The sequence below is a fragment of the Staphylococcus sp. ZWU0021 genome, assembly GCF_000798895.1.
Lineage (GTDB): Bacteria > Bacillota > Bacilli > Staphylococcales > Staphylococcaceae > Staphylococcus > Staphylococcus saprophyticus.
In genome coordinates, this window is record NZ_JTLN01000027.1 from 289,561 (window position 1) to 313,991 (window position 24,431).

The 24,431-nt window shown below is 32.9% G+C and carries 23 protein-coding genes and 1 riboswitch; of the genes, 13 read left to right on the top strand and 10 right to left on the bottom strand.

Annotation, left to right across the window (positions count from 1 at the left end; all coding sequences use genetic code 11):
- Positions 1-337 precede the first annotated feature (337 nt).
- Positions 338-859, bottom strand: a complete 522-nt coding sequence (locus L987_RS06785) for an HdeD family acid-resistance protein (protein ID WP_041080531.1) — start codon at positions 857-859, stop codon at positions 338-340.
- 910 nt (positions 860-1,769) lie between these two features.
- Here L987_RS06785 and L987_RS06790 point away from each other — a divergent pair.
- Positions 1,770-2,777, top strand: a complete 1,008-nt coding sequence (locus tag L987_RS06790) for a siderophore ABC transporter substrate-binding protein (RefSeq protein WP_047503737.1) — start codon at positions 1,770-1,772, stop codon at positions 2,775-2,777.
- A 76-nt stretch (positions 2,778-2,853) separates the two neighbouring features.
- Here the strand turns inward: L987_RS06790 and L987_RS06795 are convergent, their stop codons facing one another.
- On the bottom strand, positions 2,854-3,204 hold the full coding sequence (locus L987_RS06795; protein WP_011303144.1) for a membrane protein: 351 nt from the start codon (positions 3,202-3,204) through the stop codon (positions 2,854-2,856).
- Between the two features lie 254 nt (positions 3,205-3,458).
- On the opposite strand from L987_RS06795, the gene pepF reads away from it, so the two are divergent.
- The gene (pepF, locus tag L987_RS06800; protein WP_047503740.1) at positions 3,459-5,270 is read left to right on the top strand and encodes an oligoendopeptidase F; all 1,812 of its coding nucleotides are present in this window, start codon (positions 3,459-3,461) and stop codon (positions 5,268-5,270) included.
- A gap of 54 nt (positions 5,271-5,324) precedes the next feature.
- Here pepF and phoU read toward each other — a convergent pair whose 3' ends face one another.
- From phoU to cvfB, 6 genes are all read right to left on the bottom strand, one after another.
- Positions 5,325-5,975 carry a phosphate signaling complex protein PhoU gene (gene phoU, locus L987_RS06805; protein ID WP_011303142.1) on the bottom strand — a complete coding sequence of 217 codons (651 nt, stop codon included), beginning with the start codon at positions 5,973-5,975 and terminating at the stop codon, positions 5,325-5,327.
- 7 nt (positions 5,976-5,982) lie between these two features.
- The gene (gene pstB, locus L987_RS06810) at positions 5,983-6,858 is read right to left on the bottom strand and encodes a phosphate ABC transporter ATP-binding protein PstB (protein ID WP_011303141.1); all 876 of its coding nucleotides are present in this window, start codon (positions 6,856-6,858) and stop codon (positions 5,983-5,985) included.
- A 108-nt stretch (positions 6,859-6,966) separates the two neighbouring features.
- Positions 6,967-7,884: a phosphate ABC transporter permease PstA gene (gene pstA, locus L987_RS06815; RefSeq protein WP_011303140.1), complete on the bottom strand. Its 918-nt coding sequence runs from the start codon at positions 7,882-7,884 to the stop codon at positions 6,967-6,969.
- A gap of 1 nt (position 7,885) precedes the next feature.
- Positions 7,886-8,815 (bottom strand): phosphate ABC transporter permease subunit PstC, encoded by a 930-nt coding sequence (gene pstC / locus L987_RS06820; RefSeq protein ID WP_011303139.1) that lies wholly within the window; start codon positions 8,813-8,815, stop codon positions 7,886-7,888.
- Positions 8,816-8,942: 127 nt separating this feature from the next.
- Positions 8,943-9,902, bottom strand: a complete 960-nt coding sequence (locus L987_RS06825; RefSeq protein WP_002483330.1) for a PstS family phosphate ABC transporter substrate-binding protein — start codon at positions 9,900-9,902, stop codon at positions 8,943-8,945.
- A gap of 417 nt (positions 9,903-10,319) precedes the next feature.
- The gene (cvfB, locus tag L987_RS06830) at positions 10,320-11,219 is read right to left on the bottom strand and encodes an RNA-binding virulence regulatory protein CvfB (RefSeq protein ID WP_002483329.1); all 900 of its coding nucleotides are present in this window, start codon (positions 11,217-11,219) and stop codon (positions 10,320-10,322) included.
- 144 nt (positions 11,220-11,363) lie between these two features.
- Here cvfB and L987_RS06835 point away from each other — a divergent pair, with 144 nt between their 5' ends.
- From L987_RS06835 to lysA, 10 genes are all read left to right on the top strand, one after another.
- Positions 11,364-12,968, top strand: coding sequence for an ABC-F family ATP-binding cassette domain-containing protein (locus L987_RS06835; protein WP_002483328.1), 1,605 nt, complete (start codon positions 11,364-11,366; stop codon positions 12,966-12,968).
- 216 nt (positions 12,969-13,184) lie between these two features.
- On the top strand, positions 13,185-14,015 hold the full coding sequence (locus L987_RS06840) for an aldo/keto reductase (protein ID WP_011303137.1): 831 nt from the start codon (positions 13,185-13,187) through the stop codon (positions 14,013-14,015).
- A 179-nt stretch (positions 14,016-14,194) separates the two neighbouring features.
- Positions 14,195-14,373, top strand: a riboswitch (Lysine riboswitch).
- Positions 14,374-14,455: 82 nt separating this feature from the next.
- A complete protein-coding gene (locus L987_RS06845; RefSeq protein ID WP_011303136.1) occupies positions 14,456-15,664 on the top strand; it encodes an aspartate kinase in 1,209 nt (402 codons plus the stop codon).
- A 50-nt stretch (positions 15,665-15,714) separates the two neighbouring features.
- Positions 15,715-16,704 (top strand): aspartate-semialdehyde dehydrogenase, encoded by a 990-nt coding sequence (locus tag L987_RS06850; RefSeq protein ID WP_011303135.1) that lies wholly within the window; start codon positions 15,715-15,717, stop codon positions 16,702-16,704.
- 1 nt (position 16,705) lies between these two features.
- On the top strand, positions 16,706-17,593 hold the full coding sequence (gene dapA / locus L987_RS06855; RefSeq protein ID WP_011303134.1) for a 4-hydroxy-tetrahydrodipicolinate synthase: 888 nt from the start codon (positions 16,706-16,708) through the stop codon (positions 17,591-17,593).
- A complete protein-coding gene (dapB, locus tag L987_RS06860; RefSeq protein ID WP_002483323.1) occupies positions 17,590-18,312 on the top strand; it encodes a 4-hydroxy-tetrahydrodipicolinate reductase in 723 nt (240 codons plus the stop codon). Before dapA ends, dapB begins: the two co-directional genes overlap by 4 nt.
- Positions 18,313-18,334: 22 nt before the next feature.
- Positions 18,335-19,054, top strand: a complete 720-nt coding sequence (gene dapD, locus L987_RS06865; RefSeq protein ID WP_047503746.1) for a 2,3,4,5-tetrahydropyridine-2,6-dicarboxylate N-acetyltransferase — start codon at positions 18,335-18,337, stop codon at positions 19,052-19,054.
- Positions 19,055-19,343: 289 nt separating this feature from the next.
- Positions 19,344-20,501, top strand: coding sequence for a M20 metallopeptidase family protein (locus tag L987_RS06870; protein ID WP_047503749.1), 1,158 nt, complete (start codon positions 19,344-19,346; stop codon positions 20,499-20,501).
- Positions 20,498-21,571 carry an alanine racemase gene (locus L987_RS06875; RefSeq protein WP_011303130.1) on the top strand — a complete coding sequence of 358 codons (1,074 nt, stop codon included), beginning with the start codon at positions 20,498-20,500 and terminating at the stop codon, positions 21,569-21,571. Before L987_RS06870 ends, L987_RS06875 begins: the two co-directional genes overlap by 4 nt.
- Positions 21,572-21,574: 3 nt before the next feature.
- Positions 21,575-22,840, top strand: coding sequence for a diaminopimelate decarboxylase (gene lysA, locus L987_RS06880; RefSeq protein WP_047503752.1), 1,266 nt, complete (start codon positions 21,575-21,577; stop codon positions 22,838-22,840).
- Positions 22,841-23,115: 275 nt separating this feature from the next.
- On the opposite strand, the gene cspA is transcribed toward lysA, so the two are convergent.
- Complete coding sequence (gene cspA, locus L987_RS06885) at positions 23,116-23,316, bottom strand: cold shock protein CspA (protein WP_001831260.1); 201 nt, start codon at positions 23,314-23,316, stop codon at positions 23,116-23,118.
- Positions 23,317-23,503: 187 nt separating this feature from the next.
- A complete protein-coding gene (gene msaA, locus L987_RS06890; protein ID WP_011303128.1) occupies positions 23,504-23,812 on the bottom strand; it encodes a regulatory protein MsaA in 309 nt (102 codons plus the stop codon).
- Positions 23,813-24,158: 346 nt separating this feature from the next.
- Between msaA and L987_RS06895 the strand changes: the two genes are divergently transcribed.
- Positions 24,159-24,428, top strand: a complete 270-nt coding sequence (locus L987_RS06895) for an acylphosphatase (RefSeq protein WP_011303127.1) — start codon at positions 24,159-24,161, stop codon at positions 24,426-24,428.
- The last annotated feature ends 3 nt before the right edge of the window (positions 24,429-24,431 follow it).

Genomic DNA, 24,431 nt, shown 5'->3' on the forward strand with positions numbered 1-24,431 from the left:
GTATATCAGTATGCTTTCTTTTGTTTAGGACTCGTTATAAAAGGATGGCTTTCCAATATAACGGTAATCTAGTATGTGGCATATTCTATGAGGTTGATTCTAGTTGTTAGCCACATTTTTTATTATAGCATAAAATTATATAATATCAATATAACAATAGCATAATGATTCAAAAAAAGTAAATATAAAAAATGTATATATTTACTCGGTGTAAGTAATAGAATAGGTTAAAAAAACCATGTTGTAATTCGACAAATCACAACATGGTTTTTATGGTTTTTGATTTTTATTATTAAGCGCCCTAGTTAAAATATAAAATTTAATTTGCTATATTAAATTAATTCAAAGCATCAATAATATATGTGATACCTATGATAAAGAATACAATACACATAAATATAGCAATAATTACCGCAGCGATTAACGGGTTGAATAATAAAATAATACCAAAAACAATTTCAATTACATTTAGTAAAATTGAAAAAGTATGGAAAGCTTTATTCGACTTTTCAGCTGGTGTTACGGTGAATATATTGAAAATAGCATTAATAATAAACCAAATAGCAAATAAATAAATAATAAAGGTTGTACTCGTTACGACATTAAATAGGATTAACAAACCGATGATTATATTAATTATACCAAGTATAATCAGTAATTTGGAGCCCCTTTGTGTCGCTTTTTTCATTATACGACGGATGAAAATTTCTATAAAACCATTAATAATAAATAAAAGACCAATTAACCAAGTTATAGCAAATAAGTTTTCTTCTGGAAAACTAACGATAAATACGCCAATAACTAAGAAAATAACACCAATGATCAAACTTGACCATTTAATACCTGAAGATCGTTGCATAAATTTCACTCCTAAAATATTCTCTAAACAGTATATACCCAAAAAAAGAAAAGGAACACTAAAAGATTTTAAGATTATCATATTTATATTATGTAAACCTATAATGTAGTTTGAACTTAATAAAAACCATTTTTTAAGGATTACTGAGATTGTGATAGCGATTGGATATCTTATTTAGTAATTATTTTAGTAAGCGTTAAACATAGGCGCTGAGATTTGCATTTCTGAGCATTTTAAAATGATATTGTGGGTACTTGTTCATGTGATTGCAAATAAGTATCTTAAAATGAAATGGCCATTTGTAGTCATAACAATAAGTGTTGAAATTATCTATAACAAAGAAATGATTTACAAATAGATAACTTAAGTGAGAATCAAATTTAAAATCATGTGTATTATACGTAACATTAAACAGAACAATTAAGTATAAAAATCAGGTAATTCATTATAGTTACTAAGTTAAGGTTAAATGCTATGAAAGCATAATAATTTTCCAGTAAAAATATTATGCTGTATTTTAGTTTACATAATATATATTATAGGAAGTTATGTATATCGAGATATTTTCCAATTTCGGAACCCTTTTTCTTAGTACATGCTTGTACTATCTATATAATTTCTATGCTAATATGAATACATTACATATGCTTCACATTGTTTTAGCTTGATTATAATTTGCTAAATCATTATTGCTCGTTGACTTTCTTTAATATGATAATTATACGTATATTGATAACCTCATATGTGTTATTTCCTGTAGACTTAATCATTAGACTTAATCATTGCATTGGTATGTTAATTCGAAATTGCTATGAACTTCACACAATCATTTAGTATTTCTAAAATCTCTAATTGATAATGATTTTCAATTAATATATAATTAACTTTTATATTAAAGGAGAGATTGTATATGAATAAGTTTATATGTATTGCATTAACCGCCCTTTGCTTTTTATTTTTAGGTGCTTGTAGTCATACCCAAAGTAATAAAGCATCTAAAGAAACAATTAAAATTGAAACTTCTTATGAGTTTAAAGATAAAAATCAAGATCATAATAAAGGCGAAATTAAGCATGAAGTTGTAGAGGTTCCGGTTAATCCTAAACGCGTTGCAGTAATGGATTACGGTGTGTTAGATGTGATGCAACAATTAAAATTGCAAGACCATATCGTTGCTATTGCTAAGGGCCAAGGTGCTCCATTTTTACCAGACAGCCTAAAAGCATTTAAAAGCAGCCAATACAACAATATTGGCAACCCCGGTCAACCTAATTACGATGAATTAGCAAAATCTAAACCAGATGTTGTTGTTGCTTCTTTCAGGCAAGCACATACTAAAACTTTAGAAGAAATGAAAAAAGCTGTACCAAATGCTAAAATTGTTTTTATTAGTCCTCAAAACGATGATTACATAGCTTCAATTAAGAAAAATACTGAAAATATAGGTAAAATTTTTGAAAAACAAAAAGAAACAAAGGCATTAATTACAGAACTGGATAATAAGGTTGCTGAAACTAAAAAAAGAATTGAAAATGAATCTGTATTATTTCTAAATGTAGATGATAAAGGTATAAAAACCTATGGTGCTACTGGTAGATTCGGTGGTTTTTTAAATGAAGATTTAGGCATTAAACATGCTGATAAAAAAATGAAACCGAACTCAAGTGGTATACTTATTTCAAATGAATATTTAAATGAAATGAATCCAGACAAATTATTTGTTATTGATCGAACTAAACATGGAAATGTAAAAAGTGAAAGTATGCCGCAAGCGTTACAGAATGATGTTATAAAAAATTCAAAGGCAATTAAAAATAATGGCGTTACATTATTTGAAGCAAACAGTTGGTTTTTCGGTGAAGGTGGTATCAAATTAACCATCGACCAACTTGAACAAATACAGAAAGCATTTAAATAATCTTCCCCACTAACCTATTTAGTGGCAATAATAAAAGGCATTGTAATGTAACCCACTACAATGGCTTTTATTATATCTATCTTTTTTCTCGATAGTTCTCAATTTCATCTTTAGGAATACCGCCACGTTTACGAATTTCTTTTTTCGCTTTTTTCTCGCGACGGCTTCGTCTCCAATTGCGTGTGAAATACCAAATTAAGAAACTAATAATTAAACTGATTACAGCCATAAATGCCGCAAATCCTAATAATGGTTCATATGTAATATCTTCAAAATTAGGAATCAAGAAAGCAGCTATTCCTAATACGACGATTGTTAATACAGCTGGGACAAACCATTTATTTAAAGCTAGATTACAGAAAATAGTTACTAATATCACAGCAACTACTGAAATCCATAAATAATTAGGCATATCAAATATTGTCATGTGTTGCACTCCTTACATATCTTTTGTTTATAATTTTAACTTAATGATTAAGATTATACTACAATTTACCACAATCTTATTCGGACTATAGTAGTATGTAGTAATCTTTTGTTTTAAAGACAAAAGATTCCATACATTACATTTCATCTAATTATCTTCCCTGCTTCAATGATAATTAAACTTGCAATTGTGCTTTGTTATCGTCTTTCATGTATAATCAATATGAAACCTAAATTACGTGAAGGAGTGATTAAATGACTGGAACATTACCGTTTAGAAGTGATGTCCCTAAAGACGAAACTTGGGATATTACTGAATTATTTAGTTCTGATGAAGCATTTTATCAAGTGTTAGATGAAACTTTAGAAGCAGCCAAAGCATTTAATAAACAATATACAGAACGTTTGAATCATGCTGAAATGATTGAAGTTGCACTCAATGCATATTCTGATATATTAATTCAATTGGATAGAATGGCAAATTATGCCGAATTGAATTTAAGTGTCGATACGGCTAATGAACAAGCACAAACATTGAGCGCTAAATTTTCAACTTCCTATGGAAAGATAGCAAGTGAATTATCATTTGTTGTTTCAGAGATTATCGAACTTTCAGATACGACATTAGATGAATTAATTAAAACATCACAATATCCACATTTTTTAACAAAAATTAAAGCTAAAAAAGCATATAAATTATCTCCAGAAGTTGAAAAAGTTTTAGCTAGTTTATCCCCTACTTTTGACGGTGCTTTTGATTTATATGGAACAACTAAAATGCTAGATATTGACTTTGAATCATTTGAGCACAATAATCAAAATTATCCTTTAGATTATGCAACATTTGAAAATGAATATGAAGATAATCCGGATAGAGGTTTTAGAGAAACAAGCTTTAAATATTTTAGTGATGCGCTACGTAAATATCAGCATACAACAGCAGCAACTTATAATTTACAAGTTCAACAAGAAAAAATTGAAGCTGATTTAAGGGGCTACGAGTCGGTTATTGATTACTTATTACAAGACCAAGAAGTTACACGTGATATGTTTGATCGACAAATTGATGTAATTATGAGTGATTTAGCGCCTATTATGCAAAAATATGCTAAGTTAATCAAACGCGTGCACGGTCTTGATGTTATGGGCTTTGAAGATTTAAAAGTATCTATTGATCCAAATTATGAACCAGAGATTTCTATAGAGGACTCAAAACAATATATCTATGGTGCATTAGATGTACTTGGACAAGATTATTTGAAGATGGTCGAAGCTGCATATGAAGAAAGATGGATTGATTTTGCACAAAACAAAGGTAAAGATACAGGCGCTTATTGTGCAAGTCCTTATGCTTCTCATTCTTATGTATTTATTTCTTGGACAGGTAAAATGACTGAAACATTTGTCTTAGCGCATGAGTTGGGTCATGCTGGCCATTTTACATTAGCGCAAAAACACCAAAATTATTTGGAATCAGAAGCGTCAATGTATTTTGTTGAAGCACCTTCTACAATGAATGAGATGTTGATGTCTAACTATTTATTTAAAAATAGTGATGATCCGAAGTTTAAACGTTGGGTAATTGGTTCAATTATTTCTAGAACGTATTATCATAATATGGTTACACATTTACTAGAAGCAGCTTATCAAAGAGAAGTTTACACAAAAGTCGACAATGGTGAGTCGTTAACAGCACCTGTGTTAAATCAAATTATGTTAGATGTTTATAGTCAGTTTTTTGGAGATAGTGTGAAATTAACTGAAGGTACAGAATTGACTTGGATGAGACAACCACACTATTATATGGGGTTATATTCTTATACTTATTCTGCAGGATTAACTATTGGTACAGTTATGTCACAACGTATTCAAACTGAAGGTCAACCTGCCGTCGATGCATGGTTAGAAACATTAAAAGCTGGTGGCAGTAAATCACCAGTTGAATTAGCTGACATTGCAGGTATTGATATTCGAACAGATGCGCCATTGAAATCAACCATTGGTTATATTGGCAAGCTTGTTGACGAATTAGAAATGCTGACAGACGAAATTGAAGCAGAACAATAAAAGAAAAGCGCAGTGAGTAGAAAATCAATTTCACACTCACTGCGCTTTTCTTTGTTATTTATTGTAAGATTCGTAACGATTACCAGTAATAAAGAAATATATATTTTCAGCAATATTCGTAATGTGATCTCCGATGCGTTCTAAATGACGTGCTGCTAGATGCGCTTGTCCGGCAACAAAAGGATCATTATCAATGAGATAGGTAGTGTTAACAATATTTTTATATAGATCATCAATATCCTTATCGCGTTCAATGATTTCTTTAATAAGTGTGATATCATTGTTTCTAACCGCATCATTTAAATCTTTTAACATTAACAATGCTAATTTACCCATTGTGTTGAGCCTTGTTAGCACATATTTATCTATAATCTTTGCTCTTAATCTAATTTCAGCAATATTAGCAGCGTTATCTCCTATACGTTCAAAATCAGAAGCAATTTTTAATGCTGCCATCATCAATCTTAAATCAGTAGCAATTGGTTGCTGTTTAGTAATCAGCATAATAACTTTTTCATTAATTTCAGTTTCAAGTTCATTAATATTTTTATCTTTTGCAATAGATTCTCTTGCATAGTTTCTATCTTCTTCACTTAACGACATTAATGCAAATTCAATATTATGATATACATGAAGACCAAGCCGACGCAGATCTTTCATTAAATCATCGAGTTGGCCTTCGTATTTTTGTCTGATTATAGCCATAGATTAATCAACCGAAACGACCTGAGATATAATCTTCAGTTTGTTTATCAGAAGGATTAGAGAAGATTTTATCTGTATCATCGTATTCGTTTACATAGCCGTTAAGGAAGAATGCTGTTTTATCTGATACACGTGCTGCTTGTTGCATGTTATGTGTAACGATAATAATTGAATATTTTTCTTTTAATTCTTGTACTAATTCTTCAACTTTTAATGTTGAAATTGGATCTAATGCAGATGTTGGCTCATCCATTAAAATAACATCTGGTTCAATTGCTAATGTACGTGCAATACATACACGTTGTTGTTGACCACCTGATAAGCTATAGGCATTTGTATCTAAGCGGTCTTTTAACTCATCCCAAATTGCAGCGCCACGTAAAGATTTTTCAACAATTTCATCTAAAACTTTTTTGTTTTTAATGCCATGGATTTTTGGACCATACGTAATATTATCGTAAATTGATTTAGGGAATGGATTTGGTTGTTGGAATACCATACCTACATTTGTTCTTAATTTTTCTACTGAATGTTTGTCGTCAAAAATATTTTTATCACGATATAAAATTTTACCTGCAGTTTTAACAGATGGTACAAGTTCTACCATACGGTTTAAAGCCTTGATATATGTTGATTTACCACAACCTGATGGTCCTATAATAGCAGTGACATTATTTTCTAGAATGTCTAGGTTAATATTTTTAAGTGCGTGATTCTCGCCATACCATAAGTCTAAATTTTTTGTAGAATAGACAATTTTCTTTTCACTATCTGGAATTTTGTTCTCTTTATGATTCGATTCAATTGTTGCAATAGGTTTATCATTGCGATCTGTATGTGCTTGTAAGTCATCATTTTTATCAATTATTTGTTTATTAGCCATAATTAAAACTCCTTTTTTATATAAGGCTAGCCAGACTATAGATTTAATATCCATAGTATATTCCCAGTAGACTAGCCTTGGTTAAATACACTTTATATTTGAGTACGATTAGAATTTTTTACTGTATTTGTTTCTTAAGAAAATAGCAATTGCGTTCATCAATAATAAGATGACGAGCAATACGATAATGCCTGCTGAAGCGACGTTTTGGAATTCTGCTTGTGGTAATTTCGCCCAGTTGTATATAGCCATTGGTAAAGCTTGGAACTGATCAAAGATACTTGATGGTAATTGTAATAATACTGTCGGGATACCAATTAGAATCAAAGGTGCCGTTTCACCTAACGCACGTGATAGTGCCAAGATAAATCCAGTTAAAATACCAGGGATTGCAGCTGGTAAGACTACACGGCGTATTGTTTGCCATTTATTACCGCCTAATCCATATGATGCTTCTCTTACTGAATTAGGTACTGCTCTGATTGCTTCCTGACTCGCAACAATAATTACTGGTAAGATAAGCAGTGACATCGTGAGTGCGGCAGCTAATATGGAATTACCTAGTGCTAATGATTCGATACCCATACCTCTTACAAAAATTGTTAAGCCTAGTAAACCGAATACGACTGATGGTACACCAGCTAAATTCGAGATACTTACTTTTATGAAACTTGTGAATGCATTATCTTTTGCATATTCTTCCAAATAAATTGCTGTACCTACGCCTAAAATAATAGAAATAGGAATAATTGTAATCATCAACCATACAGTACCAATCAAGGCGCCTTTGATGCCGGCCATTGACGGTGTTGAAGATGAGAAGCTCGTAAAGAATGAAGGAGTTAAATGTCCAACACCTTTAATTAAAGTATCAATAATTAATGCCGCTAAGACGAGTAAGCCGATCATTGTACATGCAAAGAATGCCCACTTATTAAGTTTATTTATCGACAATCTCCCAGAGAGTTTCTTTTCAACGGTGTTTTGATCGACAAGTGCTTTACTATTGTTGTTAACTTCAGCCATTTTAATACTCCTCTCTGAAACGTTTCGTAATCCAATGTGAAATTAAGTTCATAATTAATGTGAATAAGAATAATGTAAAACCTACTGCATAAATACTGTAATAAATATCTGAACCGAATGTCGCATCACCTGTTGCTACTTGCACGATATAACCAGTCATTGTTTGAATAGATCCTGTTAAATCTAATGATGCAGACGGTGTACTACCTGCAGCTAATGATACAATCATCGTTTCACCGATTGCACGAGAAATTGCTAATACAATTGAAGCCATGATACCTGATGTTGCAGCAGGTAAAACAACCTTAGTTGCAACTTCAAATTTAGTAGCGCCTAAGCCTAAAGCACCCTCGCGCATTTTATTTGGTACAGATGACATAGCATCCTCACTCATACTTGAAATTAAAGGTATAATCATGACACCTACTACAATTCCGGGACTGATAGAGTTGAAACTACCTAGTTCTGGAAAGACAGAACGTAGTATAGGCGTTACGAATGTAAGTGCAAAGAAACCAAATACAATTGTTGGAATACCTGATAAGATTTCTAGTATAGGTTTGATAATGCTTCTTGCTCTACTTGAAGCATATTCACTTAAGTAAAGTGCAGCACCTAAACCAATTGGTACAGCTACAATAGTCGCGATAACTGTAATTTTCAATGTACCTAGAATCAATGCCCAAATACCATATTTAGGTGTTGATGAAAATGGATTCCAGTCCATTGTTAGGAAAAAGTCTGCAAATGAAACTCGTGTAAAGAATGTAATTGTTTCAGTTAAAAGTGTCACGATAATTCCGATAGTTGCTAAAATAGAAAAAACTGCAATGATTCCTAAAATGATCGGTGCAATTTTATCGCTTGTACCATTCTTTTTAGCGTTGTTTTTTTCAATCATTTCACTTACGGAGAGATTATTATTCGCCATGTGAATTCCTTCCTTCTTGTAAACTCCCAATTATTTAAAAAAGTTGGGTCTGGAAAAATGACAAAGTAGCGTACGAATCTAACTTTGCCCCATTCCAGAATCCCAACCCTAAACGATCTTACTATAATTATTTACTGTCTTTGTCGTCGTCTTTTTTACTATCTTTACCAATGATGTCATCTAATTTAGATTGTTGTTCTGTGTAGTCTTTCTTAGGTAATGCAACAAATCCTGCATCTTCAGCTGATTTACCTTTGTCTTCAAGAACAAATTTCATGAAGTCTTGGAATCCTTTGTTATCTTTTAATTTTTTCTCGTTAGTGTAGATATACAATGGTCTACTCAATGCATATGAACCATCTTGGATAGTTTTCTTAGTTGGTTCAGTTGTTTTACCTGAATCATCTTTAACTTTAACTTCTTTTAATTTATCTTTATTTTGTTCATAGAAGTTATAACCGAAGTAACCAATACCTTGTTCATTTTTTTGAACAGATTGTACAATTACATTTGTATCAGCATTTTTCTCTGCTTTGATATCCCCTTTGTCCATAACTTCTTCAGTGAAGAAATCGTAAGTACCATGTGATTGGTCAGGTGAGTAAGCTTTGATCTCTTTAGATGGCCATTTTGGATTTACATCTTTCCAAGTTTTAGCTTTACCTGAGTAAATTTCTTTAAGTTGTTCTTTAGTAAGTTCGTCAACGAAATCATTATCTTTATTGACTGTGATTGTTACACCGTCTTGAGCAATTTTGAATTCATCGTATTTAATACCTTTGTCATCCAATTTTTTCTTTTCTTCATCTTTTATTGGTCTAGATGCATTTGAAAAATCAGTGCTACCTGAGATGAATTTTTCAAATCCCCCACCTGTACCTGAAGTACCTGATGATACTGTTACATCTTTATTATCTTTAGCAAATTTTTCGTTAAGTTTTTCAATGATTGGACCTACTGTTGATGAGCCATCGCCTTTAACTTCTCCTTCGCCTTTACCTGAATCAGCGTTACCTCCGCCGCCACAAGCACCTAATAAAAGTGAAGCACCGATTGCTGTAGTACCAAATAATTGCCATTTTTTCATTGAAACATCCTCCTAATAAGTGAATAACCCAAAAGTTATATGTATTTCTTACATTCTCTATACTACACACCTTTTATTAAATACAAATATAGATAATGTAAATGTTTTGTTAAGGAATTATTGTTGTTGTTTACAATATTTATATTTGTAATGTGAGGTGATCACTTTGGTTCAAAAATCGCTTTAAATCAACGTTCTACTCCTCTTTTAATATTACAGAAGTTTTGAATTTGTAATATTAAAATACAAAAAAACCTAAAAATAACTACAAAAAAGTAGTATTTTTAGGTTTTAATATTGATTACTGTATGATGTTTTACTGAATCAATGAATAGCAATTGTAATAAAGTGCTTAAATAATGAAGTGTGATTTAAATATCATTAATTCAATCGTTCACTGCTTTATAATAGAAGAAACTATTTTTCGATTCTTCCCCAACCTTTTTGGGTTAAGGCAATTTTACCACTTTCGATCGTGATAATTTTATTTTTATAAAGATGGCCTATTGCTCTCTTGAATGAGCCTTTACTCATATTAAATATTTCTTTGATTGCTTCTGGACTAGATTTGTCTGAAAAAGGTAACTCCCCATCATATTCAACTAATAAGTCAAATATATGTTGGCCATCATCATCTAATCGCTCATGTGCTAAGGGTAAGAATGAGCCATTTAGTTCCCCTTTTTCATTATGACCAATGATACGAACGCTAACATTTTCACCTAATCGAGGTTCTTCTTTACGTTCTGTTTCATGAACGAATATTTTATAACCATCTTTAGATAGTAAGAAACTGCCAATTCTTAGTAAACGATAAGGTCTTGCTTCTATCACTTGGTTTTGCTTCTCGTCATCGAACACAGGTGTATACATTTGTTCAACGATTGTTTCTGTCGCTAATCGAGCAAACATGTTGTTATCTCTGTCGATACGTAAAGTAACAAATAGTTCATCACCTTGTACTGGCCAAACATCTTTAACTTTCGGAAGATCTTCCCAAGGAATCAGTACTTCTCGTGGTAACCCAACATCTACGTGTGCACCATCTCTATCAGTTTTTAAAACTTTTACAAAATCATATTTATTCGTAGTAATGTCAGGCATATTTTGAGTAGCGAATAATGCACCTGATCTATTAGGATATACAAAAAAGCTATATTCTTCACCTATTTGTAGTTCATCTTCATCATTAATTTCAGATTGGTTTAATTTAACTTCTTCACCATTGGGTCCTTTTAATTTGTAAGTGGAACCTTCTAAACCTACAACTTCAAGGAATTCTATTGAACCTACAATATCTTTTTCATCTTGGGCCATACTTTTCTCCTTCGTTCATAAAATTTATTCTTCTATATTATAACATGCTATAGGAAAACAAGCATTAGTCTAGCGCGAAAGGTCGAAAGTGCAAGATAAGTGTGTTATAATTTGTGCGGTAGATTAACGAAAAGGAGTAAATGCATGTTACAAGTTACTGATGTAAGTTTACGATTTGGCGATCGTAAGCTATTTGAAGATGTAAATATTAAATTTACAGATGGCAATTGCTATGGTTTGATAGGTGCAAATGGTGCAGGTAAATCAACGTTCTTGAAAATTTTATCTGGAGAATTAGATGCACAAACTGGTCATGTTTCAATGGGGAAAAATGAACGTTTAGCAGTATTAAAACAAGATCATTTTGCATTTGAAGATGAACGTGTTATAGATGTTGTTATTAAAGGTCACGAACGTTTGTATGCTGTTATGAAAGAAAAAGATGAGATCTATATGAAACCTGATTTCAGCGATGAAGATGGTATTAGAGCAGCAGAATTAGAAGGCGAATTTGCAGAAATGGATGGATGGAATGCAGAAGCAGATGCTGGTTCCCTACTATCTGGTCTTGGTATAAAAGCAGATTTACAAGATAAAACAATGTCAGAATTAGAAAATAATCAAAAAGTTAAAGTCTTATTGGCTCAAAGTCTTTTTGGTAAACCAGACGTATTGCTACTAGATGAGCCTACCAATGGTTTAGATATCCCTGCAATTAGTTGGTTAGAAGATTTCTTAATTAATTTTGAAAATACAGTTATTGTAGTTTCTCATGACAGACACTTTTTAAATAACGTATGTACTCACATTGCCGATTTAGATTATGGGAAAATTAAAGTTTACGTTGGTAACTATGATTTTTGGTATCAATCTAGTGAATTAGCAATGAAAATGGCACAAGATCAAAATAAGAAAAAAGAAGAAAAAATCAAAGAATTACAAGATTTCGTTGCGCGTTTCTCTGCAAATGCTTCAAAATCAAAACAAGCAACAAGTCGTAAGAAACAACTTGAAAAAATCGAACTCGATGATATTCAACCTTCATCGCGTCGTTACCCATTTGTTAAATTCACTCCAGAACGTGAAATTGGGAATGACTTATTGTTTGTAGAAAACCTTTCAAAAACAATTGATGGTGTTAAAGTTCTAGACAATATTTCATTTACAATGGATCCTAATGATAAAGCTGTATTAATTGGAGATAGTGAATTTGCTAAATCAACATTATTGAAAATCTTAGCTGGTGAGATGGAACCAGATGAAGGTTCAGTAAGATGGGGTGTCACAACTTCACGTAGTTACTTCCCTAAAGATAACTCTGACTACTTTGAAGGTGTAGACATGAATCTAGTAGATTGGTTACGTCAGTATGCACCGGAAGACGAACAAACTGAAACATTCTTACGTGGCTTCTTAGGACGTATGCTATTTAGTGGTGAAGAAGTTAAGAAAAAAGCAAGTGTGCTTTCAGGTGGAGAAAAAGTACGTTGTATGCTAAGTAAAATGATGCTATCAAGTGCAAACGTGCTATTGTTAGACGAACCGACAAACCATTTAGATTTAGAAAGTATTACTGCGGTAAATGATGGATTAAAGAACTTCAAAGGTTCAATCATCTTTACGTCATATGATTTTGAATTTATTAACACAATCGCGAACCGTGTTATTGATTTAAATCCTGCTGGTGCAGTTTCAAAAGAGATTTCTTATGAAGCCTATTTAGAAGAAACTGGTGTATTAGCTAAATAATTGTAATCATATTTAAGCGTCTAAGACATAAATGTTTTAGACGCTTTTTTCATATCATCACCTAATTATTGTAGTTATGACATCACATTTTTGAAAATAGACTTGTGTCACGTTTTTTCATTCCCCTACTTTAAAAAGAGGTATAGGCCGATTGCTTTAAAAAGCATTTTCACAATTATATAATCATAATTAATTAACTGTAGGAGGAATGTTTAAATGAAAAATTTAAATATGATTGACGGTCAAGTATTACCTCAAATTGGATTTGGTACATATAAGCTTAATGGTGCGCATGGTGCACACGCAATAACGAATGCATTAAATCAAGGATATCGCTTGTTAGATACAGCATATAATTATGAAAACGAAGGTACTGTGGGCAAAGCGATTGACAATAGTCATGTGACAAGAGATCAAGTTATCATTACTTCAAAATTACCAGGTCGTTATCAAGATTATGATGCAGCTATGGTTGCAATCCAAGAATCAATCTACCGTCTAGGTGTTGAGTATTTAGATTTATACTTAATCCACTGGCCTAATCCTAAACAAGGCAAGTATGTAGAAGCATGGCAAGCAATGATAGATGCACAAAAAGCTGGCTTGATAAAATCTATTGGTGTTTGTAATTTCTTACCAGAACATATTGAAACTTTAGAAAAAGAAACAGGCGTGTTGCCTGTAGTAAATCAAATTGAACTGCACCCCTATTTTAATCAGCAGGACATGATTGAATATCATAATCAAAAAGGCATCATTACACAAGCCTGGAGTCCTTTAGGTCGTGCATCTGAGGTGATTAAGGATAAAGATGTTGCTGTTATAGCAGAAAAATATAATAAAACAATCCCTCAAATCATTTTAAAATGGCATGTACAAAATGGTGTTGTCCCTATTCCTAAATCAACATCGATTGCGCGACAAATTCAAAATAAAGATATATTTGATTTTACTTTAGAACAACAAGATATTGATAAAATTAATAGTCTGACACAGCAAGATGGCCGACTAAAAGGTCAAGATCCGGCATCGTACGAGGAATTTTAAAAGAATCATCATTTTGTGTTTTAAAAAAGCAATACCTCGAAAAGATATCATTTTACACTCTTGAGGTAAAAAACACTCCTTAAATGTCATATTTTTCAGTAAATTTAAAAAATTAAAGAAAAGCGGTTTACAGTACATGTAAGCCTATGTATAATGTAAAACATAAACAAAATTTAATAAGGTTTTGATGAGGCGCATCAATCATTAGTAAAGATTAGAAGAATCTGACTGCTAGCAGCTAATTTTGAAAGGGTGAGATGCCGAAACGGTTATAATAGCAGCTTATAACATGTTGGACTTTATGGTTAAGAGCTAAGAGTCTGTCATTATTTTAAGATAATGGAGTGCATCACTTGTATATATAATATAGAACAGGTTCGCATTTCGGACTTGTTCTTTTTTTATATAACTGTGATTCTCCCCTATTCAACGAGGAGGATATGAATTTGGAAAGAAGTGTTTTGAAATTTGGTGGTTCTTCAGTTAGTGATTTTACTAAAATTAAAAATATAGCTGAGATGTTAAGTTTGAGAATTGCACAAGGAGAACAACTTATTGTCGTAGTAAGTGCTATGGGTAAAACGACCGATGAGTTAATGGCAAATGTATCTACATTAACCACTAGTCCAAAGGATCAAGAATTAGCGCTATTACTCACAACTGGTGAACAACAAACCGTTTCATACTTATCGATGGTTTTGAATGACATTGGCGTTCGAGCTAAAGCTATGACAGGTTATCAAGCTGGTATCAAAACGGTTGGGCACCATTTGAAAAGTCGTATAGCTGAAATTAATCCTGAAACATTTGAACAAGCATTTGAAGAAAATGACGTGCTTGTTGTGGCTGGTTTCCAAGGTATTAATGATGATTTAGAAGTAACGACTTTAGGACGTGGAGGTTCTGATACGACTGCTGTTGCATTAGCTGCGAGTAATCATACGCCTTGTGAAATTTATACAGATGTGGATGGTGTTTATGCTACAGATCCTCGCCTATATAAAGATGCGAAGCGACTCGATTATGTATCGTATGAAGAAATGATGGAAATGAGTGCTTTAGGTGCAGGCGTATTAGAAACAAGAAGTGTTGAATTAGCAAATAATTATAACATTCCCCTATATTTAGGTAGAACTTTATCAAATGTGAAAGGAACATGGATTATGCCACAAACAGAAATTTTAGAAAAGAAAGCCGTCACAGGCGTTGCATTAGATACACATATGATGCATGTTACAATTAGTTACCCCTTACCAGATAATAAATTACTCACAAAATTATTCAGTCAATTAGAAGATGGTTCTGTAAATGTAGATATGATATCTCAAATTGTTAATTTAGAAGGCTTACAAATGTCTTTTACAATTAAAGATACGGATGTTGCACAAATTTCATCTATACTGGAAACTTTAAAAGAAGACTTTAGTGCCTTGGACTTCAGAATTAATGAAGAATACGTTAAAATTTCTTTAATAGGTTCAGGTATGAGAGATATGTCTGGTGTAGCTTCAAAAGCATTTATTACTTTAATTGAAAATGATATCTCATTTTATCAAACGACAACATCGGAAATTAGTATTTCATGTGTCATCGATGCTGAAAACGGTGAACGTGCTGTACAGACTTTATATCAAGCTTTTGATATCTGAATTTTCAAAACTTTTTAAAATCAACTAATAAAAAATGGAGTGTTTTGTATATGACTAGATTAGCTATTGCAGGTGCAACAGGATTAGTAGGAAGAAAAATGTTAGAAACAGTAGATAGAAAAGGCATTGTCTTTGATGAATTAGTATTATTCTCTTCAGCGCGATCAGCGGGAGAACAAATTGAATTTCAAGGTAAAACATACACAGTACGTGAATTGACTGATGAAGCAGCTAGTGAACCTTTTGATTATGTATTAATGAGTGCGGGTGGTAGTACAAGTGAACATTATTCTCCTATTTTCGAACAAGCAGGAGCTATCGTGATTGACAACTCTAGTCAATGGAGAATGACTGAAGGTATTGATTTAATAGTACCAGAAGTGAATGAACCTAAATTAGATAGAAAAATCATTGCCAATCCAAACTGTTCTACGATTCAATCTGTCGTGCCACTTAAACCATTACAAGAAGCATTTGGATTAAAACGTGTTGCATATACAACTTATCAAGCAGTATCTGGTTCAGGAGTGAAAGGTAAACAAGATTTAGCTGAAGGAGCAAATGGTAAAGCGCCAGAGGCATACCCTCACTCTATTTATAATAATGTGTTACCACATATAGATACTTTTCTCGAAGATGGGTATACAAAAGAAGAACAAAAAATGATTGATGAAACACGTAAAATTTTACAAGATGATCATTTAAAAGTAACAGCTACTTGCGTCCGTGTACCTGTACAAGACAGTCATAGTGTACACATGAGTGTAACATTAGAAAAAGAAGCAACAGTTTCAGCCATTCAAGAGTTATTTGAAAAAGATGATCGTGTTGTACTTGTAGATAATCCTCAAAACAATGAATATCCATTAGCAATTCATTCAACTGGTAGAGATGAAATCTTTGTTGGACGCATTCGTCGTGACGATAGCTTAGACAATACTTTCCATGTATGGTGTACTTCTGACAACTTATTAAAAGGTGCAGCATTAAATGCAGTACAAATACTTGAACAAGTTATGAGCTTGAAAGGAGTAAAATAATATGGGACATATATTTGAAGGTGTAGGTGTTGCACTAGCAACGCCATTTACACACAATGAAGTTGACTTTGATGCATTGAGAAGACATGTGAAATATTTACTAGATAATAATGCAAAATCAATCGTAGTCAATGGAACTACAGCTGAGAATCCAACATTAACTGATGAAGAGAAGGATCAAATTTTAGAAGTCGTTGTCAATGTTGTGGATGGTCGTGTGCCTGTCATTGCAGGTACTGGTACGAATAATACTCAAAAGTCTATTCAAGCTTCTGTGCGTGCAAGAGAAATTGGTGCTGATGCGATTATGCTTATTACACCATACTATAACAAGACAAATCAAAGAGGTTTAATTGCCCACTTTACAACAATTGCAGATGCAGTGAAATTGCCGGTTGTATTATATAATGTACCGTCACGTACTAATATGACAATCGATGCAGAAACAGTGGAAACTTTAAGTGAAAATGAGTATATCGTTGCATTAAAAGATGCGACAAATGATTTTGATTACTTAGAAGACTTAAAACAACGCCTTAATTTAGATGAGTTTGCTTTATATAGTGGCAACGACGATAATATTGTTGATTATTTCAATCAAGGTGGTCACGGTGTTATCTCGGTGGTTGCCAATGTTATTCCAAATGCTTTCCAATCTTTATATGATGCAAAACAAAATGACGAAAACATACAGTCTCAATTCCAGCCTATTCAAACGTTATTAGATGCGTTAGCAGTAGATGTTAACCCTATTCCTGTAAAAGCATTAACAGCAGTTGAAGGATTTGGTAACTATGAAGTACGCTTACCACTTGTTACACTTGAAGACAGTGATCGCCAAAAATTAGAACAAGCTTACGAACAATTTAAAGTAGGTGGAAATTCATGAAGATTTTATTAATTGGATATGGTGCTATGAATCAACGCGTAGCAAGGTTAGCAGAAGAGAAAAATCACGAAATCGTTGGGGTTATTGTGAGAAACAGTGAAAAGCACTATCCCTACCCTACTTTTGAACATATTTCAGAGGCTACAGAAGCGGATGTTGCTATTGACTTTTCAAATCCTGAACTACTCTTACCATTATTAGAAGAAGACTTTAATTTACCAGTTGTCATTGCTACAACGGGTGAGAAAGAACAAATCATAGATAAATTAAAAGCGTTGAGTACAGATATGCCAGTGTTTTTCAGTGCGAATATGAGTTATGGTGTACATGCACTTACAAAAATCTTAGAAGCAGCTGTACCGCTCTTGCAAGATTTTGATATTGAACTTACAGAAGCACATCATAATAAAAAAGTTGATGCACCGAGTGGTACATTAGTGAAATTATATGATGTTATTGAGTCTTTACGTGAGACTACAACGCCTGTATATGATAGACATGAAACGACTGAAAAACGTACCCAAGATGAAATAGGTATTCATTCTATTCGTGGCGGCACGATTGTTGGAGAACATGATGTGCTTTTTGCAGGTACGGATGAAACAATTGAAATTACACACCGCGCACAATCTAAAGATATATTTGCCAACGGTGCGATTGGCGCAGCAGAAAAACTAGTTCAAAATAAAAATGGTTATTATACATTTGATAACTTATAAACCCTAAGGAGCGAATTTAATTATGGTACAACATTTAACGGCAGAAGAAATTATTCAATATATAAGTGATGCAAAAAAATCTACACCATTAAAAGTCTACATCAATGGTGATTTTGAAAACATTACTTTCCCAAGTGATTTTAAAGTATTTGGTTCATCTGATTCCAAAGTTATTTTTTGTGAAGCAGATGATTGGAAACCATTTTATGAGTCTAATCAATCAGTTATTGATGAAATTGAAGTTGAAATGGATCGACGCAACTCAGCTATTCCATTGAAAGATTTAACAAATACGAATGCACGTATTGAACCTGGTGCATTTATTCGTGAACAAGCCATTATTGAAGATGGTGCTGTAATCATGATGGGCGCAACAATTAATATCGGTGCTGTTGTTGGAGAAGGCACAATGGTTGATATGAATGCTACATTAGGCGGACGTGCTACAACAGGTAAAAATGTACATGTCGGTGCTGGTTCAGTTTTAGCTGGTGTTATCGAACCACCAAGTGCTTCACCTGTTGTTATTGAAGATGACGTACTTATTGGTGCTAATGCAGTCATTCTTGAAGGTGTGTGTGTCGGTGCCGGTGCCATTGTCGCTGCTGGTGCCATTGTTACTCAAGATGTACCCGCAGGCGCAGTTGTAGCTGGTACGCCAGCAAAAGTGATTAAACAAACAACTGAAGTCGAAGATTCAAAACGTGAAATCGTTTCGGCACTAAGAAAATTAAACGACTAGAGTACTAAGTATATAAACTTATACAAGTTATATATTACCGTATGTATTTTACACAAAATGATACGGAATTATTTTGTTGAATATAGGAGGTTTAGACGAGACAATATCTATTTTACTATGATGTCTCCCCTTATCTATTGCTAAGTGTTAAACTACGCTTTGTTTCGATAAGTTTGTCTATCCTCCTATTTTTATAAATTCAAAACAAACTTTATACATAATACATAGCAAACTAGCAATTATGCTTATTTAGTGTAATTAATATAATAATTTAAAGGATTTGATATCGATGACTGAGTTGGAATTTGTAACAGAACATAGACGTTATTTACATAAGCATCCAGAATTAAGTTTACATGAATATGAAACAACAAAGTATATTGCGCATTTTTTAGATGATTTAGGTGTGCCATATGAACGTCCCTTAGATACAGGCGTTATCGCCTATTTATCTGGAAATAGTACACATACGATTGCATATCGTGCTGATATAGATGCATTACCGATTTACGAAGAAAATAACGTATCCTACCGAAGTGAAGTAGATCATGTTATGCATGCTTGTGGACATGATGGCCATACAACTGCCCTTATGCTATTTGTTAAACGATGTAAAAATTTAGCTGATAAGGGCGAACTTCCTCAAAATATCGTCTTCATATTTCAACCTGCAGAAGAAACTGGAGGTGGCGCGAATCGTTTAATACGTGCTGGTGCATTTGAAAAATATCCTATTGAAGCAGTTTTTGGTATACATGTCATGCCATTTGAAAATGAAGGCCGTGTTGTGATTAGAGATGAAGAAATTACAGCAAGTGCTACAGAGTATAGATTCTATTTGCATGGTCTTTCAAGTCATGTTGCTGATAAAGAGCAAGGGCATTCATGCGGTGAGGCATTACAACATGTATTGACTCAAGTAGGACAGATACAGCAATATCATTTAAATGGATTGAAACGAAACATTGTCCATGTGGGACATTTTGAAGCTGGTGAAGCCATAAATACGGTTCCAAGTAACGGCTATTTAGAAGGTACTATTAGAACATATGATGTGAAAGATTTAGAGATTGTAAAACAGCAAATGACGAAAATTAGCGAAAGCGTTAAATTATTATTTAATGTCGAGTGTGAAGTGAAATTTGAAGAAGGTTACCCTCCTACTTTTAATGATCCTCAATTACGCAAACATGTTGAAAATGGATTAGTAAATGCTGAGTTTGAAGTGATTGATAAACCTACGCCTTACTTATTTGGTGAAGACTTTAGTTTCTATAGTCAAATTGCACCAAGCTATTTTGTATTTGTTGGAGTTCGAGATGAACCAAAAGGATACGTGACTGGTTTACACACTTCTCATTTAAACTTTAATGAATCTATATTAATACGTATTGCAGATTACTATGAACAAATACTCAAATCTTATAGTGAGGTGCAATCGCAATGACAGCCACATGGTCAGTAAACCGACAATTATTTAAAGAAAACGCTAAAAATGTTAAACAAGATAACCAAATAATGGCAGTAGTAAAAAATAATGCGTACCATTATGGACTTGAATTTGCAGTAGAACAGTTTTTAGATATAGGGATAAATACATTTAGTACCACATCACTTAAAGAAGCAATTCGAATTCGCAAATTAGCGCCAAATGCTACTATATTTTTGATGAATGCAGTTTATGAATTTGATAAGATACGTGAGAATCAGATTCAAATGACTTTGCCTTCCCTTTCTTTTTATTATGAAAATATTAACGACTTATATGACATACAAGTTCACTTGGAATATGAAAATTTATTACATCGTTCAGGTTTAAAGACACTTGATGAAATTAAAGAAGTCATTCACCATCATAATCAGAATAAAAATGAACATAAAATGCACATTAGTGGTTTGTGGACGCATTTTGGATACGCAGATGAATTTGATGTTCCAGATTATAATATAGAGCGCGCCGCGTGGTTAGAGATTGTAGATACGCTACTTGATGAAGGATATGAATTTGAGATGATACATGCACAGAATAGTGCAAGCTACTATCGTGAGCAAGGTGTATTACCTAACCATACGCATGCGCGTATTGGTATTGCATTGTATGGTTCTAGACCCTATAGTACAATCAATGAATCGGACATACAGCAATCGCTAACAGTTAAAGGTAATGTCATACAAGTGCGTGAAGTCAATGCGGGAGAATTTTGTGGTTACAGTTTTGCTTTTGAAGCGACAAAAAATAACACAAAATTGGCAGTCGTTGATGTTGGTTATGGTGATGGTATACTCAAAGCAAGAGCACAACATGAGGCTTTGATAAATCATAAGCGCTACCCTATTCGTGCGCTTATGATGAGTCATATGTTTGTAGAAGTTGATGACAGTGTCAATGCACAAGATGAAGTGATACTATATAATAACCATATACGTGTCGATGAATTTACTTTTAAAGGCGTTGGCGCTAATTCAGAACAATTAAGTGCAATGAATCATGACTCATTAATAAAGGAGTATAGATAAATTATGGTAGTAGAATATAATAGCAATGGCGAACTTACAATGGGAGGCACAAGTCTAAAAACGATAGCGCAAAGTTTTGGGACCCCTACTTTTGTATATGATGAAGTACAAATTAGAAACCAAATGAGACGTTATCATGAAGCGTTCAAACAAAGTGGATTAGCATACAATATTTCATATGCATCAAAAGCATTCACATGTTTACAAATGGTTAAATTAGTACAAGAAGAAGGACTTGAATTAGATGTAGTGTCTGAAGGAGAATTATATACAGCATTAGAAGCTGGTTTCGATCCAAAACATATTCATTTTCACGGTAACAACAAAACAAAACATGAAATTCAATATGCTTTAGAAAGCAAAGTTGGTTACATTGTTATTGATTCATTAGAGGAAATCGATCTGATTGAGCGATATGCAAGTGAAGAAATTGATGTTGTTTTAAGATTGAATCCTGGCGTTGAAGCCCATACGCATGAATTTATACAAACAGGCCAAGAAGATAGTAAATTTGGCTTATCAATTAAGCACGGCTTAGCTATTCAAGGTATTGAAAAAGTGCGAGATACTCAAAAATTAAACCTCAAAGGTGTTCATTTCCATGTTGGATCTCAAATTGAAGGCACAGAGGCTATGATTGAAACTGCTAATATTGTGATTAATTGGTTGAAAGCAAATGATATCAAAGTTGATTTAATTAACTTAGGCGGTGGCTTTAGCATTAAATATGTTGAGGGTGATGTAAGTTTCCCTATCGAAGAAGGTATCGCAGAGATTACTGCTGCTATTAAATCAATTGCCGAAGATGCAGATTATCCGGTACCAGAGATTGGTATCGAACCAGGTCGTTCAATTGTCGGTGAAGCAGGTATTACTTTATATGAAGTTGGAACAATCAAGGAAATTCCTCAGGTCAATAAGTATGTTTCCATTGATGGCGGTATGAGCGATCATATTAGAACAGCGCTTTATGATGCAAAATACGAGGCCTTATTAGTTAATAGAAATGATCCTAAAGACGAAACAGTAACAATCGCTGGTAAGTTATGTGAATCTGGCGATATTATCATAAAAGATGCCCAATTACCAAGCACAGTGAAGCGTGGCGATTATCTAGCGATACTTTCAACTGGTGCATACCATTATTCTATGGCATCTAATTATAATCAAATGCAGAAACCGTCTGTGTTTTTCTTAAAAGATGGTAAAGCAAGAGAAGTTATTAAACGTCAATCATTACGTCAATTAATTATCAATGATACTAAATAATCCAAAGGTGGCTGTGTCTCTGAAAAGGAGCTCAGTCACCTTTTATTGTCCTATAGTGTAGATACATGCATTAAGATATTAGATAAAGTATATAGTGGTATACATACGGTTTCGCATGTATTAAGCGCCCCTTATCTCATAAAGAGATAAGGGTATAATGGTATACATGCGGTTTCGCATGCATTAAGAGCCCCTAATCTCATAAAGAGATAAGGGGCTCTATAAAAAAAGAACCTTTAACAAGGTTCTTTAGATAAGTCAATATTGCATCTATATTATAGTTTTACAACGTTTGCAGCTTGAGGACCGCGGTCGCCTTCAACTACTTCAAATTCAACTGATTGACCTTCTTCTAATGATTTATAACCTTCTTGGTTAATTGCTGAGAAGTGTACGAATACGTCGTTTTCTCCTTCAACTTCGATAAAACCAAAACCTTTTTCAGCGTTAAACCATTTTACTGTACCTTGTTTCATAAATGTGAAACCTCCAAGACTAATATTCATTCAATATGCGTTATTCGCATATTACAAAAAATACAATGACACAGTATTATAAAAAATTACTCGTACAATATTCTTTGCAATATGGAATAAAACAATTGCTTGACTAAAATTATAAAGCATTTTTTAGTAAATTGCAAGACTAATATGAATAAACTGTTTATTCAATGTTAGGTAAATTATAATAAACTTCATTATTATTTAAAACAATATAACTATAGAATATTTGTAAATCTTCATCACAATCTTCACAAAATCCTAATTCACAATTATTATAAAATGCATGTATATTGTATTTGCCGACTAAGTAATTATCATAGTGGCGTTTACTTTTTAAAATTAAAGCATTATAAAAAGCCATCATTGCATCATAAGTCTCGAAATTGTGCTGTTCCACGATTTGATCAGTCCAGTCACTAAATAACCACCAGCCTTCATAATCAGCTCGAATTTTTGCAACTGTCCACATTTTATTTCACCCTTTCACAATTAGTCTAAAATGAATTTTTGGTATTATAATGCATACCTTTTAGACTTATAGTGCAAATTGGATATACATATGTATGTTGTATGATACATTCACTCTAAATAAAAATCCCCATGTTTATAAATAGAATATGAATAAAACTAAATATAGGATTCATTATTTAAATTCAGAGACGTACAATTTTTGCCTATGTGTAATATTCTAACGAGTTAAGCGACAAAATCAAGTTATCTGTCTCATACTTTTGGCCTATATACAACTGGATTATAAACGTAAATATTAGTTTTGTAGAGTGAAATTTCGTATAATGTTATTAAGAGGTGATTTTATGCAACGTAAACATATTAAAGTATTTGGAATGGTACAAGGCGTAGGTTTTCGTTATTATACAGAAAAAATAGCACAAAAACACAATATAGTTGGTACTGTTGAAAATATTGATAATTATGTTGATATTTATGCTCAAGGGGATGAGCCATCCTTAACTGAATTTATTAACGCTGTTACAGAAGGTGCCTCTCCAGCATCACATGTTGAAGATTACACAATAGAAGCATTAGATTATGATCAATCATTGAAAAAATTTAGAACGATATAAAGG